Source organism: Pseudomonas lopnurensis (assembly GCF_015070855.1).
GTDB lineage: Bacteria > Pseudomonadota > Gammaproteobacteria > Pseudomonadales > Pseudomonadaceae > Stutzerimonas > Stutzerimonas lopnurensis.
Window position 1 is genome coordinate 37,549 of record NZ_JADDIX010000086.1, and the last position, 16,421, is coordinate 53,969.

At 62.3% G+C, this 16,421-nt stretch carries 11 protein-coding genes and 1 tRNA gene; 11 read left to right on the top strand and 1 reads right to left on the bottom strand.

All coding sequences use genetic code 11. The annotated features are described in order from the left end of the window. Positions 1–721 (top strand): IS110 family RNA-guided transposase (locus tag IN820_RS17900; protein WP_193680058.1); only part of this gene is annotated, 721 nt, incomplete at its 5' end. A 654-nt stretch (positions 722–1,375) separates the two neighbouring features. Here the strand turns inward: IN820_RS17900 and IN820_RS17905 are convergent. After that, positions 1,376–2,482: a TRAP transporter substrate-binding protein gene (locus IN820_RS17905; RefSeq protein WP_193682279.1), complete on the bottom strand. Its 1,107-nt coding sequence runs from the start codon at positions 2,480–2,482 to the stop codon at positions 1,376–1,378. A gap of 287 nt (positions 2,483–2,769) precedes the next feature. On the opposite strand from IN820_RS17905, the gene IN820_RS17910 reads away from it, so the two are divergent. The 10 genes from IN820_RS17910 to tnpC all read left to right on the top strand — a co-directional run bounded on the left by IN820_RS17910 (position 2,770) and on the right by tnpC (position 16,376). Beyond that, complete coding sequence (locus tag IN820_RS17910) at positions 2,770–3,318, top strand: TRAP transporter small permease subunit (protein ID WP_193682280.1); 549 nt, start codon at positions 2,770–2,772, stop codon at positions 3,316–3,318. Further along, positions 3,311–4,687 (top strand): TRAP transporter large permease, encoded by a 1,377-nt coding sequence (locus IN820_RS17915; RefSeq protein WP_193682281.1) that lies wholly within the window; start codon positions 3,311–3,313, stop codon positions 4,685–4,687. Before IN820_RS17910 ends, IN820_RS17915 begins: the two co-directional genes overlap by 8 nt. A gap of 99 nt (positions 4,688–4,786) precedes the next feature. Further along, the gene (locus IN820_RS17920) at positions 4,787–5,989 is read left to right on the top strand and encodes a methyltransferase (protein ID WP_193682282.1); all 1,203 of its coding nucleotides are present in this window, start codon (positions 4,787–4,789) and stop codon (positions 5,987–5,989) included. Between the two features lie 101 nt (positions 5,990–6,090). Next, positions 6,091–6,166: transfer RNA gene (locus IN820_RS17925), tRNA-Thr, on the top strand. Between the two features lie 464 nt (positions 6,167–6,630). Further along, positions 6,631–10,095, top strand: coding sequence for a type I restriction-modification system endonuclease (gene hsdR, locus IN820_RS17930; protein WP_193682283.1), 3,465 nt, complete (start codon positions 6,631–6,633; stop codon positions 10,093–10,095). A gap of 145 nt (positions 10,096–10,240) precedes the next feature. After that, positions 10,241–11,233 carry an Abi family protein gene (locus tag IN820_RS17935; RefSeq protein WP_193682284.1) on the top strand — a complete coding sequence of 331 codons (993 nt, stop codon included), beginning with the start codon at positions 10,241–10,243 and terminating at the stop codon, positions 11,231–11,233. Between the two features lie 36 nt (positions 11,234–11,269). Continuing rightward, positions 11,270–12,811: a class I SAM-dependent DNA methyltransferase gene (locus IN820_RS17940; RefSeq protein WP_193682285.1), complete on the top strand. Its 1,542-nt coding sequence runs from the start codon at positions 11,270–11,272 to the stop codon at positions 12,809–12,811. After that, positions 12,808–14,265: a restriction endonuclease subunit S gene (locus tag IN820_RS17945; RefSeq protein WP_193682286.1), complete on the top strand. Its 1,458-nt coding sequence runs from the start codon at positions 12,808–12,810 to the stop codon at positions 14,263–14,265. Before IN820_RS17940 ends, IN820_RS17945 begins: the two co-directional genes overlap by 4 nt. Positions 14,266–14,449: 184 nt before the next feature. Then, positions 14,450–14,809 carry an IS66 family insertion sequence element accessory protein TnpB gene (tnpB, locus tag IN820_RS17950; RefSeq protein ID WP_049325434.1) on the top strand — a complete coding sequence of 120 codons (360 nt, stop codon included), beginning with the start codon at positions 14,450–14,452 and terminating at the stop codon, positions 14,807–14,809. Between the two features lie 19 nt (positions 14,810–14,828). Continuing rightward, positions 14,829–16,376 (top strand): IS66 family transposase, encoded by a 1,548-nt coding sequence (gene tnpC / locus IN820_RS17955; protein ID WP_193679788.1) that lies wholly within the window; start codon positions 14,829–14,831, stop codon positions 16,374–16,376. Positions 16,377–16,421 lie beyond the last annotated feature (45 nt).

Consider the following 16,421-nt stretch of genomic DNA (forward strand, 5'->3'; position numbering starts at 1 on the left):
GGACATGAAGTCCCTTGAGCTGAAGAGTCGTCAACGGCTAGGGGCTTACTTGCTGCGTCATGGACGCGTCTATGGCGGTAAAAGTCGCTGGACCCAGGCCCATTTTCGCTGGTTGGAGAGCGTGAAGTTTGATTCGCCGGTGCAGCAGATCGTCCTGCAGGAATACATCGATACCGTTAAATCGATGCAAAAGCGGGTGGCCGATCTGGAAGCGCAAATGCATGAAATGCTGGCAGGCTGGTCGCTAAGCTCGGTGGCGCAAGCACTGATGGCCTTGCGCGGCGTGAGTCTCATCACGGCGATGACGGTGCTGGCGGAGTTGGGCGACCTCACCCGTTTCGACTCGCCGCGCGAGCTAATGGCCTACCTGGGACTGGTTCCCAGCGAGCACTCCAGTGGCGGCTCACGTCGCCAGGGCAGCATTACCCGAACGGGCAACGGACATGTACGGCGAGTGCTGGTGGAGGCGGGGTGGAACTATCGTTTCCCGGCGCGCAAGACACGAGCCATCGAGAAGCGAGCTGAGAAAACCTCGGAGGTGGTTCAGGCCATCGCCTGGCAAGCGCAGAAGCGTTTGTGCGGTCGTTATCGGGCGCTTATCGAGGCGGGCAAGATCAAGCAGCAAGTCACAACCGCTGTCGCGCGGGAGCTGGCGGGGTTCATCTGGGCCATCGCCTGCGAGGTTGCGGGCAAGGCACACGGCAGCAGGGCAGTGATATGAACAAGCATCAGTGGCTTCGGTTCAGGGGGTGGAGGGCCGGTGAGGAGAACCCCTGGCGCTCCTATGTGGCGTCCTCTGTCAGGAGGGCAGACCCACGACTGTAGAGAAGGGCAGCTCCGCGACGAAGTGAAGTCAGGTCGGTAACCAACCCACGCATATCAGAGTGATCCACCGTCGCCAAATCGCCTTCCACCCCCTGAACCGAAGCCATTGACGGAGAAGAACAGAACGAGAATAGAACCACAGTTGACAGGTCAATCCATATCAGGAGCGAGCCATGCCCGCAAATACGTGGCACGCAGGCCTCGGCCGCGCACCCTGCCCTCATCAAACATAAACGCGCAGGCGCCTTGTGCGTGAAGCCCAGGGGCTCGTAGGAGCCCGCTTGCGGGCGATCCGCCGCAACGCCGATGATCGCCGGCAAGGACTCGGCGTCCCCCCGGCTCCTACGGCGGCGGCGTGCACATGCGGCTTTCTCGGGGAGTGACCTGAGGCTGCACGCAAAACACTCGTCCCAGCCGGGTCATTCACCCAGGAAAACTTCCGAGAAGTTTTTGACGTCGCGCAGCGATGGCCCGAAGGGTGGCCGCCAGGGATGGCGAGCCACAAAAAACGCCGCCTCGTTGCCGGGGCGGCGTTTTTCGTACGCGAGCGTCAGCCGCGAATGTTGTAGATATCCTTCTCGTTCAACTCGGCGTACTCATACAGCCGCTCGAGGTAGGCACGCTGCTGTTCCCAGACCTTGGTGGCCACCGGGTCGGCCTTGGCCGATGCGTCGACCGCTTCGGCAGCGACCTCCTTCAGGCGGGCCAGCACTTCGTCGGGCAGCCGGCGAACTTCCACGCCCTGCTCGCGCAGTTGCTCAAGCGCTTCCATGTTCTTGGCGTTGTAGTCATCGAGCATGTCGCCGTTGACGTCGCGAGCGGCGGCACGGACGATGGCCTTGAGGTCATCGGGCAGGGTGTCCCAGGCCTTGAGGTTGACGTCCAGTTCGAAGGTGACGTTCGGCTCCTGCCAGCCGGGGGTGTAGTAGTACTTGGCCGCCTTGTGCAGGCCCAGGGCCAGGTCGTTGTACGGCCCGATCCACTCGGTGGCGTCGATGGCGCCGGTCTGCAGCGCCGTGAAGATCTCGCCGGCCGGCATGTTCACCACGGTGCCGCCCATCTTGGTCAGCACTTCACCGCCCAGACCCGGGGTGCGCATCTTCAGGCCTTTGAAATCGTCGACCGAATTGATTTCCTTGTTGAACCAACCGGCGGTCTGCACGCCAGTGGCACCACAGGCCATCGGCAACACGCCGTAAGGCTTGTAGACCTCCTCCCACAACTGCATGCCGCCGCCACGGTGCAGCCAGGCATTCATTTCCTGGGCGTTGGGGCCGAACGGCAGGGCACAGAAGAACTGCGCCGCCGGCACCTTGCCCTTCCAGTAATAGGGCGCGCCGTGGCCCATCTCCGCCGTACCGCGCGATACCGCATCGAACACTTCAAGCGCCGGAACCAGCTCACCGGCCGCGTAGACCTTGATCTTCAGCCGGCCGCCGCTCATTTCGTTGACCAGATTGGCGAAGCGCTCGGCGCCTACGCCAACGCCCGGAAAATTCTTCGGCCATGAGGTGACCATCTTCCAGTTGAACGTTTGCTGTTCGCTGGCCTGGCTGTTTGCGCCAGCGGCCGGTGTCTCGCTCTTGTCATTGCAGCCGGCCAGCGCGGTAGCAGCCAGGCCCACGCCAGCGGCGGTAAGAATGTCACGACGTTTCATGCGGTACTCCTTATTGTTTGTTTTTATTGCGCGACGGCACGGCTACGCTTTGCCAGAACCGATGCGCTTTCGTTCCGAATAGAGCCTGCGCCTGGAAGCGATGGCACAGGCTTGCCCGGCTGAGCATATGGTACGCAGGCGTATTTCCGAACTCATGTAACATTAGTGGCTCCAGCGTCTCAAGCCTAGCCCATGCGCTAAAAGTCGTAGGCCGATTGCTGCAACGCGCAAGTGCTGCAAGAATCGCTGTCTCCCGCCAACCTTGCGTCTACTAAGAAGGACTAAAAATGTCCCAGAGCCCCCCGCCCCTGCTGCGTGTGGCTGGCCTCATCGATGCGTTCAACATGCGCCTCGGCCAGCTATGCGCCTGGATTACCCTGTTTCTCGTCATCGGCACCGCCGTCGTGGTCGTACTGCGCTACGGTTTCGGCATCGGCGCCATCGCCCTGCAGGAAGCGGTGATGTACGGCCACGCCCTGGTCTTCATGGGTGCTGCAGCCTGGACCCTGCAGCGCAACGGCCATGTCCGTGTCGACATCTTCTACCAGAAGTTCAGCGGCCGCCGGCAGGTGGCTGTCGACGGCCTCGGCCATCTGCTGTTCCTGTTGCCGGTATGCCTGTTCCTCGGCTGGAACAGCTGGGACTACGTGACCAGCTCCTGGGCAACGCATGAAGGCTCCAACGAGTCGGGCGGGCTGAAATTCGTCTACTTGCAGAAGAGCATCATTCTGATGCTGGTAGGCAGCCTCGCCTTGCAGGGCCTGTCGGATCTGGTCAAGGCGGGCTATCGCCTGACCGGCCGCCTGCCCCTGGAGCAGGAGGTGAACCATGGGTGAGGTGATGGCCATCCTGCTGTTCGTCAGCATCTGTTTCGCCCTGATGTCGGGCTACCCGGTGGCATTCACGCTGGGCGGCATGGCGCTGCTGTTCGCCGGCATCGGCGTGGTCACCGGCTCCTTCGACGCGGGCTACCTGCACGCGTTGCCGAACCGCATCTTCGGCATCATGAACAACCAGACGATGCTGGCCGTGCCGCTGTTCGTCTTCATGGGCGTGATGCTGGAGAAATCCCGCGTCGCCGAAGATCTGTTGGAATCCATGTCGCGCCTGTTCGGCACCATGCGCGGTGGCCTGGCGATCTCGGTCTGCGTGGTTGGCGCCCTGCTCGCCGCCAGCACCGGCATCGTCGGCGCCACCGTGGTCACCATGGGCCTGCTGGCGCTGCCGACGATGCTGCGCCGCGGCTACGACCCGGCCATCGCCACCGGCACCCTGGCCGCCACCGGCACCCTCGGGCAGATCATCCCGCCGTCGATCATCCTGGTCCTGCTCGGTGATGTGATGTCCAGCGCCTTCCAGCAGGCGCAGCTGAAGATGGGCATTTTCTCGCCGAAGACCGTCTCGGTCGGCGACCTGTTCGTCGGCGCGCTGATTCCCGGTCTGGTACTGGTCGGCATGTACATCCTCTACCTGATCGCCGTCGCCATCTTCCAGCCGAAAAAACTGCCGGCGCTGCCGCAGGAAGAGCTCGGGCCGATCGAATGGGGCAAGCTGTTCGGTGCGCTGCTGCCGCCCTTGCTGCTGATCACGGCCGTGCTCGGCTCGATTCTGGCGGGCTATGCCACGCCGACCGAGGCCGCCGCGATCGGCGCGCTGGGCGCCACGCTGCTGTCGATCGCCAAGGGGCAGTTGAACTTCAGCCAGCTGAAGCAGGTGGCGTTCGGCACCACCGAAATCACCTCGATGGTCTTTCTCATCCTCATCGGTGCTTCGCTGTTCTCCCTGGTATTCCGTGGCTTCGGCGGTGAAGCGCTGATCGAAGATGCCCTGCACTCGCTGCCTGGCGGCGTGCTCGGCGCCTTCCTGGTGGTGATGCTGGTGATCTTCCTGCTGGGCTTCATCCTCGACTTCATCGAAATCATCTTCGTGGTGGTCCCGATCGTCGGCCCGATCCTGCTGGCCATGGGCCTGGACCCGGTCTGGCTCGGCGTGATGTTCGCCATCAACCTGCAGACCTCGTTCCTCACGCCACCGTTCGGCTTCTCGCTGTTCTACCTGCGCGGCGTGACGCCACGCAGCGTACCGACCAGCGTGATGTACAAGGGCGTACTGCCGTTCATCGCCATCCAGATCGGCATGCTGGTAGTGGCCTACATGTGGCCGGGGCTCGTCACCTGGCTGCCGGAACAGGTTTACGGCAAGTAACCTGGCTGCAAGCACAACACCCGTCCTTCGACGGGCGTTGTGCTTCATGGCCCCACATCCCCGCTACAATCGGCGCCCGTCCGAGAGCCCGGCTTGCTGATGACCGAATCTCCGCTCCTGCTCGAACGCTTCCATGCACTGGATCGCTTTCTTATCGAGCACCAGTCGCTCTGGCGACCGCGCCCGTTCGTGACACGACCACTGCCCTGGGAAAACGACCATCCGGAACTCGCCGCCTGGCTCCGGGCTCGTTCGTCGGCCGATGCCGAAGCCGCGCATAACCGACCGACCGACCTCGCCGCGCCCGCCCCCTTCCCACAACTGGCGGCACACGCCAGCCAGCTGGCCCGGATCGAGGAGCTACCCGCTGGCAGCCAGCCACTGGCCGACCACCGGCAGAGCATCGACGTACCGGGGCGCAAGTCGCTGCAGATTCAGGCGTTCGGCGCCCGCCTGCGATTCCGCGAAAACCCTCGGCATTGGCTCGATTGGTGCGCCGGCAAGGGCCACCTCGGCCGACACCTGGTGAGAGACGGAAGCGCGCTGACCTGCCTGGAGTGGGACGAAACGCTGGTCGAAGCAGGCGCAAGGCTGAGCGAGCGGCTCGGCATCCAGGCGAGCCATCGTTGCCAGGACGTACTGGCCAGCGATGCCGCCGATCAGCTGCAGGCCGTGCACACACCGGTCGCACTGCATGCCTGCGGCGACCTGCATGTACGCCTGTTGCAACTGGCCATCGCCAACGGCTGTCGCCAGCTCGCCGTCGCGCCCTGCTGCTACAACCGCACCCGGGACGACCTCTACAAGCCGCTGTCGGGCGCGGCCCGGGCGTCGTCGCTGACGCTCTCGCGAGACGACCTCGCCCTGCCGCTGAGTGAAACCGTCACCGCCGGCGCCCGCGAACGACGCAATCGCGACCAGTCCATGGCCTGGAGACTGGGCTTCGATACGCTGCAGCGCCGCTTGCGCCAGCGGGACGACTACCTTCCGACACCCTCGCTACCCAGCGCCTGGCTGAAGAAGGACTTCGCCGACTACTGCCGCGATCTGGCCGCACTCAAGCAACTGCCTGCGCCGGGTAACGAAGACTGGCGGGCCCTGGAGCGCAGCGGCTGGCACCACCTGGCCGAAGTGCGCAACCTGGAGCTGGTGCGCGGGCTGTTCCGTCGCCCGCTTGAGCTCTGGCTACTGCTCGACCGAGCCTTGCTGCTGGAAGAGCAAGGTTACCGGGTCCGCCTCGGCACCTTTTGCCCCAGCGAACTGACCCCGCGAAACCTGCTGCTGCTCGCCGAACGCGAATGACACCACGAAAAATGTGAAGCGACCTCAATAACCAACCGCAAGTCGCCGCCAGCCAACGGTTTACTCGCAGCGCGCAATGGATATAATGGCGACCCTCAAAAGCCGGTATAGCTCAGCTGGTAGAGCAACTGACTTGTAATCAGTAGGTCCCGGGTTCGACTCCTGGTGCCGGCACCATCATTTAAAGGCTCGCAGAAATGCGGGCCTTTTTTCTTGGTTATGTCCCACTTACGTGTTGCATGAGCGCCGTACGCCGTTGGGTCGGAGCGCGTAGCCTGAGGAGCGAAGCGACGAAGCCCAACACGTTCGTGCCCTTGCCTGTTGGGCTTCGCTACGCTCAGCACCAACCTACTGGCATGCGCCCGATCGCCTGAACAGGCCGTTGCACAAAATGCGGGGCAAGCACTTCCCACAAGTCCCTGCAACACGTAATAGGGACATAGCCTTTTTCTTTCTGGTGCGGACTGAATCGGGTGGCGCAGTTTCAGAGCGAACCAGCCTTTTCGAAGCACCTCGCTCCTTCGCGGAACTGCAGTCGTGCACTCACTGTCTCCGAGTACCCCCAGCGCGCTACGTCTGGCATCATCCTCCTGCAGCATCGCCGATCCCGAATGGCCGGGGACGATTTCAAGGGATGGAACATGGCCGAAAGCAGTAACTTCGCCTTTCTCAAAGAACACGATCCGGTCTTCTTCCAGCTCGCCAGTACTGCAGAGCGCGTGTTCGCCAGCGATCCCAACACCACGCTGATCAAGCTGCGTCAGCTGGGCGAGGCGCTGGCGCAGGACCTGGCCGTGCGCGCCGGTATCGAGTTCGACGCCACCACCTCCCAGTCCGATTTGCTTTTCCGCCTCAGCCGCGAAATCCAGCTCGACGGCAACATCCGCAACCTGCTCCATACGCTGCGCATCGAAGGCAACAAGGCCACCCACGAATTCCGTACCCAGCATCGCGAGGCGCTGGATGGGCTGAAGGTCGCCCGAGCTTTGGCCATCTGGTATCACCAGTCGTTTAGCAAGGCCGGCAGCGCCTTCAAGCCTGGTCCCTTTGTCACCCCGGCCGACCCTAGTGCTCCGCTGCGCGAACTGCAGGCGCAGATCGAAAAGTTGCGTACGGAGCTGGGCGACAGCCGCCTGCAGTTGGAAAACAACCACCTGCTCGCCGATCTGCTGGCACGGGAGAAGAACGAGTACGCCACCCTCGCCGAGCAGATGGACGAGGAAGCCCGCACCTACGAGCAGATCGCCCTGGAGCACGAGGCAGCGCTGGCCAGGACCCGCACCGAGTTCGAGGCGCGCCTGCAGGCGCTGCACAAACAGCTGGAGAGCCAGCCACAGGCCGCCCAGCAGGTCGCACGCAAGACCCAGCAGGCCAGCAGCCAGTTCGACCTCAACGAAGACCTGACCCGCATCCTCATCGACCAGCAGCTCAACGACGCCGGCTGGCAAGCCGACTCGCTCGACCTCACCTGGAGCAAGGGCGCGCGCCCGGAAAAGGGCAAGAACAAAGCCATCGTCGAATGGCCGACCAGCAAGCCGAAAGAAAACGCCGATTACGTACTGTTCGCCGGCCTCACCCCGATCGCCATCGTCGAGGCCAAGCGCAAACGCATCAACATTGCCGACCGCATACCCCAGGCAGAGCGCTATGCACGCCAGCTGATCATCACCGATGACCTGCTGCCGGCCGGGCAAGATGTCGGCTGGACAGACGGCCAGGGTGGCCATTTCCAGGTCCCGTTCGCCTTCGCCTGCAATGGCCGGCCTTTCATCAAGCAGCTCGCCGAGCAGTCCGGCATCTGGTTCCGTGACCTGCGCAGGCCGGCCAACCTGCGCCGTCCATTACAGGATTTCCACACTCCGGACGGCCTGCTCGACCTGCTCAAACGCAGCCGCGAGGAGGCCGAGGCGAAGCTCCAGCAGGAAGGCTTCGCCTATCTCAAGCTGCGTGACTATCAGGAGAACGCCATCCGTGCCGTCGAGCAGGCGCTGGCTACCAACCGCCGCCAGTGCCTGCTGGCCATGGCCACCGGCACCGGCAAGACGCGCACCATCATCGGCCTGATGTACCGCCTGCTGAAGGCCGAACGCTTCCGGCGCATCCTCTTTCTGGTCGACCGCAGCGCCCTTGGCCAGCAGGCCATCGAGGCCTTCAACGAGGCGACCCTGGAGCAGAACCACACCCTGGCGCAGATCTACGACATCAAGGAACTGGGCGACATGGCCGCCGAGGCCGAAACACGCGTCCAGGTCGCCACCGTGCAGGCCATGGTCCGGCGCATCTTCCAGTCGGACAATCCGCCGCCGATCGATGCCTTCGACTGCATCATCGTCGACGAAGCCCACCGTGGTTACACCCTCGACCAGGAAATGACCGAAGGCGAGCTGGCGGTGCGCGACTTCAGCCAGTACCTCTCGCAGTACCGCCGCGTGCTCGATTACTTCGACGCCTGCCGCATCGGCCTTACCGCGACGCCGGCCAAGCACACCAGCGAAGTCTTCGGCGCCCCGCTGTTCACCTACAGCTACCGCGAGGCCGTGGCCGACGACTGGCTGATCGATCACGAACCGCCGATCCGCTACCAGACATTGCTCAGCCAGAATGGCATTCACTTCGCCAAAGGCGAGAGCGTCAGCATCATTGATACCAGTACTGGAGAGGTCGATGTAGCCGAGCTGGAGGATGAGCTCGACTTCGAGATCGAATCCTTCAACCGCCGCGTGATCACACCCGGTTTCGACAAGGTGATCTGCGAGCAGCTGGCCCAGGAGCTGGACCCGTCAGGCGACGAGAAGGCGATGATCTTCTGCGTCAACCAGGCCCATGCCGAGCGCGTGAAGAACCTGCTCGACGAAGCGTTCAAGGAAGTCCATGGCGAGGACTACAACCAGGCCGCCGTGCAGGTCATCACCGGACAGAGCGACAAGGTCGAGCAGTTGATCCGCCGGTACAAGAACGAGCGCTACCCGAGTATCGCCATCACCGTCGACCTGCTCACCACCGGCATCGACGTGCCACGCATCTGCCATCTGGTGTTCATGCGCCGGGTGCGCTCGCGCATCCTCTACGAACAGATGAAGGGCCGCGCCACGCGCCGCTGCGACGAAATCGGCAAGACCGTGTTCCGGATCTACGACCCGGTCGATCTGTACGCCAGCCTCGAACCCGTGGACACCATGAAGCCGCTGGTGAAGGACCCGAGCATCAGCCTCGAACAGCTGGTCAGCGAGCTGACCAACCCGGCCAGCCTCGACGCCCCCGGAAGCCAGGCCGACACCAGCCACGCCCACGATGTGCTCGACCAGCTCAGCCAGCGGGTGATGCGCATCCTGCGCAAGGCCAGCCACAAGGCCGAGAGCAAGCCGACCCTCAAGAACAAGCTGGCCGAACTGGAAGAGGCCTGGGGCGTCGCGCCGGACAAACTGCACCAGCACCTGCATGGGCTCGGACCGCAGCAGGCCGCGCAGTTCGTTCGCCAGCACAGCCAGCTGCTTGAGCAGCTCGCTACGGTCAATGCCCTGCTCGGCTCGGAAAATTACCCGGTGATCTCCACCCACGCGGACCAGCTGATGGTCCGCGAGCAGAACTACGGCGCCAATCAGAAGCCCGCGGACTATCTGGAAAGCTTCAACGATTTCATCCGGAACCAGCTCAACCAGTCAGTGGCCCTCGGCGTGGTGGTCAACCGCCCCCAAGACCTGACCCGCGAACAACTGCGCGAAGTGCGCCTGCTGCTCGACGGACATGGGTACAGCGAAGTGAACCTGCAAAGCGCCTGGCGCAACCAGACCAACCAGGAAATCGCCGCCAGCATCGTCGGCTTCATCCGCCGCGCCGCCCTCGGCGAAGCCCTGCTGCCGTTCGAGCAGCGCGTGGCCAACGCCATGCAGCGTATCTACGACTTGCAGCCCTGGACGCCGGTCCAGCGCAAGTGGCTGGAGCGCCTGGCCAAGCAGCTGGTCCACGAAGTGGTGATCGACGAAAAGCAAATTGGCGAAGCCTTCAGGAATGACGGCGGCAGCACCCGGCTGGACAAGATGCTCGGCGGGCATCTCGCGGTGGTTCTGGAAGAGATCAACAGTCAGCTATGGACCCAAGCAAGTTGAAACCGGTACTCGCTTTCAAACCCTGGCTCTTGCAAAAACCGACCTTAGTGAATAGGCTTGCGCGCAATACACCCGCCATGCCTATGGCTGCCTCGGCAGTTACGCACAAATTGAGCGGGTTTTTTATGCCCGCAGGTTTTGTCGCATGAGAACCTTCGACAAACCCGCTATCGACATTGGCGAGCAGATCGCCCTGCTCAATGCACGCGGCCTGCAGATCCAGGACGAAGCGCGCGCCCGGCACTTCCTGGAGGCGGTCAGCTTCTTCCGCTTGACGCCGTACATGCGGCCTTTTCAAGTCGTCGACGATCCACAGCATGGCTTCCGTACCGGTGCAGGCTTTCGCAGCCTGACTCGTCTCTACGATTTTGACCGGCGCCTACGCCTGTTAACGATGGACGCTGTCGAGCGTGTGGAAGTCGCCGCCCGAGCGGTCATTAGTAACCACATGGGCCCTAGCCGAGGTGTTCACTGGTATTTGAACGCTCGGGTTTTTAAGCACAAGTATGACCATCAGCGCCTGCTTAATACCGTGCGTGAAAAGCAGGAGCGCGCTTTGCGCGATTATGAGCGCGAATGCGAAAACATAGACCGGCTCTCCAACGACGAGCGCAAAAGCCACTTAAAGCGGCAACGCGCCCACGAAAGCTATGCCCGCCACTATCCGCTGACCTATAGAGAGCCGGAGTTGATGCCTGGCTGGGCAATGGTGGAAGAGCTGACACTCGGGGACCTATCTCATCTCTATGCCGGTCTTGCACACGACTCTGATCGCAAAGCCATTGCACGGCGCCTGAATTTGGTAGCACCGCTGATGGAGTCGTGGTTGCACACGCTGACCACCATCCGAAACATCTGCGCCCACCACGCTCGCCTATGGAATCGAGAATTGGGTATTCGACCCAAGCTGCCAGAAAAGCCTGGGTTCGCTTGGCCCGAGCACCTGAAAACAGGTACGCACAAGCGCATGTACCCGGTGCTATCCATCCTCAACCACATGATGCGCCAGACCAGCCCACACACCAGTTGGGACAAGCGCCTGCATGAGTTGCTGGCTGAGTTCCCCGAGGTCGACCTGCGCGCTATGGGCTTTCCGCCGCACTGGCAAGACGATCCCTTCTGGCAGGCGCCTCACTGACGCCGGCTACTTAAATACTGTTTTAGCGAGTACACCATGACCAACTCCGACATCGTCCAGAAACTCTGGAACCTCTGCGACGTCCTGCGTGACGACGGCATCAACTACAGCGACTACGTCACCGAACTGGTCCTGCTGCTGTTCATCAAGATGGAATACGAGCAGGTGCAGAACAACGACAGCTTCGGCCACAAGCTGCCCGAGGGCGCGCGCTGGCCGGACCTGGCCGGAAAGTCCGGGCTCAACCTGCTCGACCATTACCGGCAGATGCTGCTGGACCTGGGCAAGAACCCGGACCCGCTGATCGCCGCCATCTATGCCGATGCCCAGACGCGCCTCAAGGAGCCACGCCACCTCGAGCAGTTGATCAAGAGCCTCGACGGCATCGACTGGTTCAGCGCCCGCGAAGACGGCCTGGGTGATCTCTACGAGGGCCTGCTGGAGAAGAACGCCAGCGAGACCAAGTCCGGCGCCGGCCAGTACTTCACCCCTCGCCCGCTGATCGACAGCATCATCCGCTGCATCAAGCCGCAGCCGGGCGAGACCATCCAGGACCCGGCTGCCGGCACCGCGGGCTTTCTGATCGCCGCCGATGCCTACATCAAGCAGCATACCGACGACCTCTACGACCTCGACGACAAGGCCCGCCGCTTCCAGCGCACCGACGCTTATGTCGGCGTCGAGCTGGTGTCTGGCACCCGCCGCCTGGCGCTGATGAACTGCCTGCTGCACGGCATGGAAGGTGACGCAGAAGGCGTGGTGCATTTGGGTAATGCCCTCGGCCAGGCCGGCGCCAGCCTGCCCAAGGTCGACGTGATTCTCTCCAACCCGCCATTCGGCACCGCCAAGGGTGGCGGCGGGCCGACCCGCGACGACCTCACCTACCGCACCGGCAACAAGCAGCTGGCCTTCCTCCAGCACATCTACCGCGGCCTCAAGCCCGGCGGGCGTGCCGCTGTGGTGCTGCCGGACAACGTCCTGTTCGAAGCCGGCGTCGGTACCGAGGTACGCCGCGACCTGATGGACAAGTGCAACCTGCACACCATCCTGCGCCTGCCCACCGGCATCTTCTACGCCCAGGGCGTGAAGACCAACGTGCTGTTCTTCCAGAAGGGCAACGCCGAAAACCCGCGCCAGGAAGAAGGCTGCACCAGGCGCGTGTGGATCTATGACCTGCGCAGCAACATGCCCAGCTTCGGCAAACGCACCCCCTTCGGCCCCACCCACCTCAAGCCGTTCGAGGACGCCTATGGCATCGAGCCGAACGGCAACAGCCCTCGCGCCGAAAACGTCGAGGGCCTCGGCGAAACCAGCCGCTTCCGCTGCTTTACTCGCGAACAGATCCGCGAACGCGGCGACTCGCTGGATATCAGCTGGCTAAAGGATGAAAGCAGCCTCGACGCAGCCGACCTCCCCGCTCCGGAAGTGCTGGCCGGCGAAGCCATGGCCGAACTGACCGAGGCGCTGCATGAGCTGGAAGCGCTGATGCAGGCGTTAGGTGCGGGGGATGAAGTGGTAGCGCAGAAGCAGTTGATGGCGGAGGTGATGGGGTTGCAAGTTGGGGAGACTCAACAGTGAGTGCTGCCATTCCCCAAGGCTGGCAAGAGTGCCGGCTTGAAAATTGCGTTGAGGTGCTCGACTCGCTTCGTGTGCCAGTAAATAACGTAGAGCGCCAATCTCGAATAGAGGGAAAATCAGCCGAGCAACTGTATCCCTATTACGGCGCAACCGGACAAGTAGGAGTTATTGATGACTTCCTTTTCGATGAGGAACTCGTCGCCCTAGGCGAAGATGGTGTTCCATTCCTTGATCCGTTCAAGCAAAAGGCATACATGCTGTGTGGCAAGACGTGGGTCAACAACCATGCACACGTCCTGCGTGGACTCGATGGGGTAGCCCTCAACAAATTCGTTTTTTATTATTTGAACCAGTTCGACTACCAAGGCTATGTCAATGGTGGAACTCGGCTGAAGCTTACACAGGCGAACATGCGGATAATTCCTATCCCGCTGCCGCCGCTCGCCGAACAAACCCGCATCGCCGCCAAGCTCGACGAACTGCTGGCCCAGGTCGATACCCTGAAAGCCCGCATCGACGGCATCCCCGCGCTGCTCAAGCGCTTCCGCCAGTCCGTCCTCGCCGCCGCCGTTTCCGGGCGATTGACGGAGGAGTGGCGCGTAGTCAATACGTCTCTCAGTGGCGCATTTGAGCTCCACAGAAGGCTTAAAGCTGCACATACAGCGGAGGGAGGGCATGCTCGCGGGAATGCCTCCGATCCTACAGAAGAGGCGCACGATCTTTGCCACAGCGAATTGCCTGAGCAATGGGACATTGCAGAGCTGCGAGACGTCTGTGCTCCTGGCCGCCCGATCACTTACGGAATTCTGAAGCCGGGGCCAGAGTTGGAAGAGGGTGTGCCATATATTCGTGTGGCTGATTTTCCAGGCAACAAACTAAATCTGGCCAGCATCAAAAAAACCAGCCCCGAGATCGATCTTCAATACAAACGAGCACGGCTGATTACAGGCGATCTTCTCCTATCCATTCGAGGCAGTGTTGGGCGGCTGATAAAGATTCCCCGAGTGCTTGAAGGAGCTAACATCACCCAAGATACAGCACGCCTGTCAATTTCTTCGCTAGTTTCTACCGACTTCGTTTACTGGACGTTGCTGTCTGACTCAACGCAACGGCGTATGAGAAATGCCACTCGTGGGGTAGCCGTTCGTGGCATCAACATAGGGGACGTAAGAGCGCTACAAATTCCACTCCCCCCCGCTGAAGAACAAACCGAAATCGTCCGCCGCGTCGAACAGCTCTTCGCCTTCGCCGACCAACTCGAAGCCCGCGTCAAGGCCGCCCAGGCACATATCGACCGCCTGACCCAGAGCATCCTCGCCAAAGCCTTCCGCGGCGAACTGGTGCCGCAGGACCCGAACGACGAACCGGCCAGCGTGCTGCTGGAACGCATCAAGGCCCAGCGCGCCGCAGCGCCCAAGGCTAGGCGTGGTCGCCGCACCGCTACGCTGAGCTAAGCCTTTTCATCAGAAGAGAACGAATCATGTCCGTGCCGACCTACGACCAGTTCATCGAGCCCATCCTGCGCTTTCTCGCCGCCCACCCGGACGGAGCTACGTAAGCGCTCCATAAACCCCACCTACAAATGATCCCTGGCGTTGGGAATGCTTGTGCTCCCGTTTCCCACTGGAGCCCATCGCCATGATGCGTCCCGACGCCAAGGTACAAAAGGTCTACCTCTACCCCAAGCCCGTCGACTTCCGTAAATCCATCAACGGTCTGGCTGCCCTGGTCGAGTTGGATATCAAGGTAGAGGTGTTCAACCCGGTGCTGTTCGTGTTTCTCAACCGCACCCGCAGCCAGGTGAAGATCCTTTACTGGGAGCGCAACGGCTTCTGCCTGTGGCTCAAGCGCCTGGAGGCCGAGCGCTTCAAGACCAAGCCCGAGGCCGGGGACGAGGCCATCGAGCTGACGGTCGATGAATTGAACTGGCTGCTAGACGGCATCGACCTCTGGCGCAACCGCCCGCACCAGGTACTGACGCCACGTTTCGTGGCCTGAGCCGGTATAATCCACGGCCATGATTGCCGTGCCCGAAAGTCCCCCTGACGACCCTATCCTGCTCAAGCAGTTACTGCTGCTGGCCAATGAGCAGGCGGCGGCAAAAGATGCTCGCATTGCACAACTTCAGGAGCAGGTCGCCCTGCTGCGGCGCAAGCTGTTTTCGCCAAAGTCCGAGCGCAGCCCCGAAGACGACGACTCCCCGCAGCTGGCGATGTTCAACGAGGCCGAGGAACTGGTCGAAGCAGCGCCTGAAGCGGCTGCCGAAGAAACCGAGGAAGAAACCGTCGCCCCGGCCAAGCGCCGTGGCAGGCGCAAGTCGTTGCCGGCGAATCTGCCACGCGTCGAGATCATCCACGAGCTGCCCGAGCATGAACTGACCTGTGAATGCGGTTGCCGCAAGCGGGTCATCGGCGAAGAGACCAGCGAGCAGCTGGAAATCATCCCGATGCAGGTGCGGGTGATCCGTCACATCCGCAAGACCTACGCCTGTAAGGCCTGCGAAGCAGCCCCGGTCACCGCTGACAAACCGGCCCAGTTGATCGAAAAGAGCCTGGCGAGCCCCAGCGTGCTGGCGATGCTGCTGACCGCCAAGTACGCCGACGGCATACCGCTGTATCGCTTCGAGAAGATGCTCAGCCGCCACGGTGTCGACGTACCGCGCCAGACCCTGGCGCGCTGGGTGATCCAATGCGCTGAGCACCTGCAACCGCTGCTCAACCTCATGCGCGACACGCTGCTCGACTACCCCGTGTTGCACTGCGACGAAACCCGGCTGCAGGTGCTGCACGAGCCGGGGCGCGATCCCACGGCCCAGTCCTGGATGTGGGTGCAAAGCGGTGGCCCACCGGGCAAACCGGTGACCCTTTTCGACTACAGCACCAGCCGCGCGCAGGACGTACCGCTGCGCCTGCTCGATGGCTACCGCGGCTACCTGATGACCGACGACTACGCCGGCTACAACGCCGTGGCCCTGCAAGACGGCATCGAACGTATGGGCTGCTGGGCGCATGCCCGGCGCAAGTTCGTCGAGGCACAGAAAGTCCAACCCAAGGGCAAGACCGGTCGCGCTGACATGGCGCTGAACCTGATCGGCAAACTCTACGGTATCGAGCGCGAGCTCAAGGCCAGCAGCGATGCCGAACGCCATGAAGCTCGCCAGCAACGCAGCCAGCCGATCCTGGCCCAGCTCAAAGTCTGGCTGGACAAGACCCAGCCGCACATCGCCGGTCAGACGGCCCTGGGCAAGGCGGTGAACTACCTGGCCAGCAACTGGAACCGGCTGGTGCGTTACATCGAAGCGGGTCACCTGCCGATCGACAACAACCGCGCCGAGAATGCCATCCGCCCGTTCGTCATCGGGCGCAAGAACTGGCTGTTCAGCGACACGCCCAGGGGAGCCACGGCCAGCGCGCAGGTCTACAGCCTGATCGAAACCGCCAAGGCCAACGGCCAGGAACCCTATGCCTGGCTGCGCCACATCCTTGAGCGCCTGCCGACCGCAAGCAGTGTCGAAGACTACGAGACGCTGCTGCCGTGGAACTGCTCGACAACGCCTTCATCCTGACTGGCCAGGCTCGTCAGTAAAAGACGGGGTTTATGGAGCGGTTAC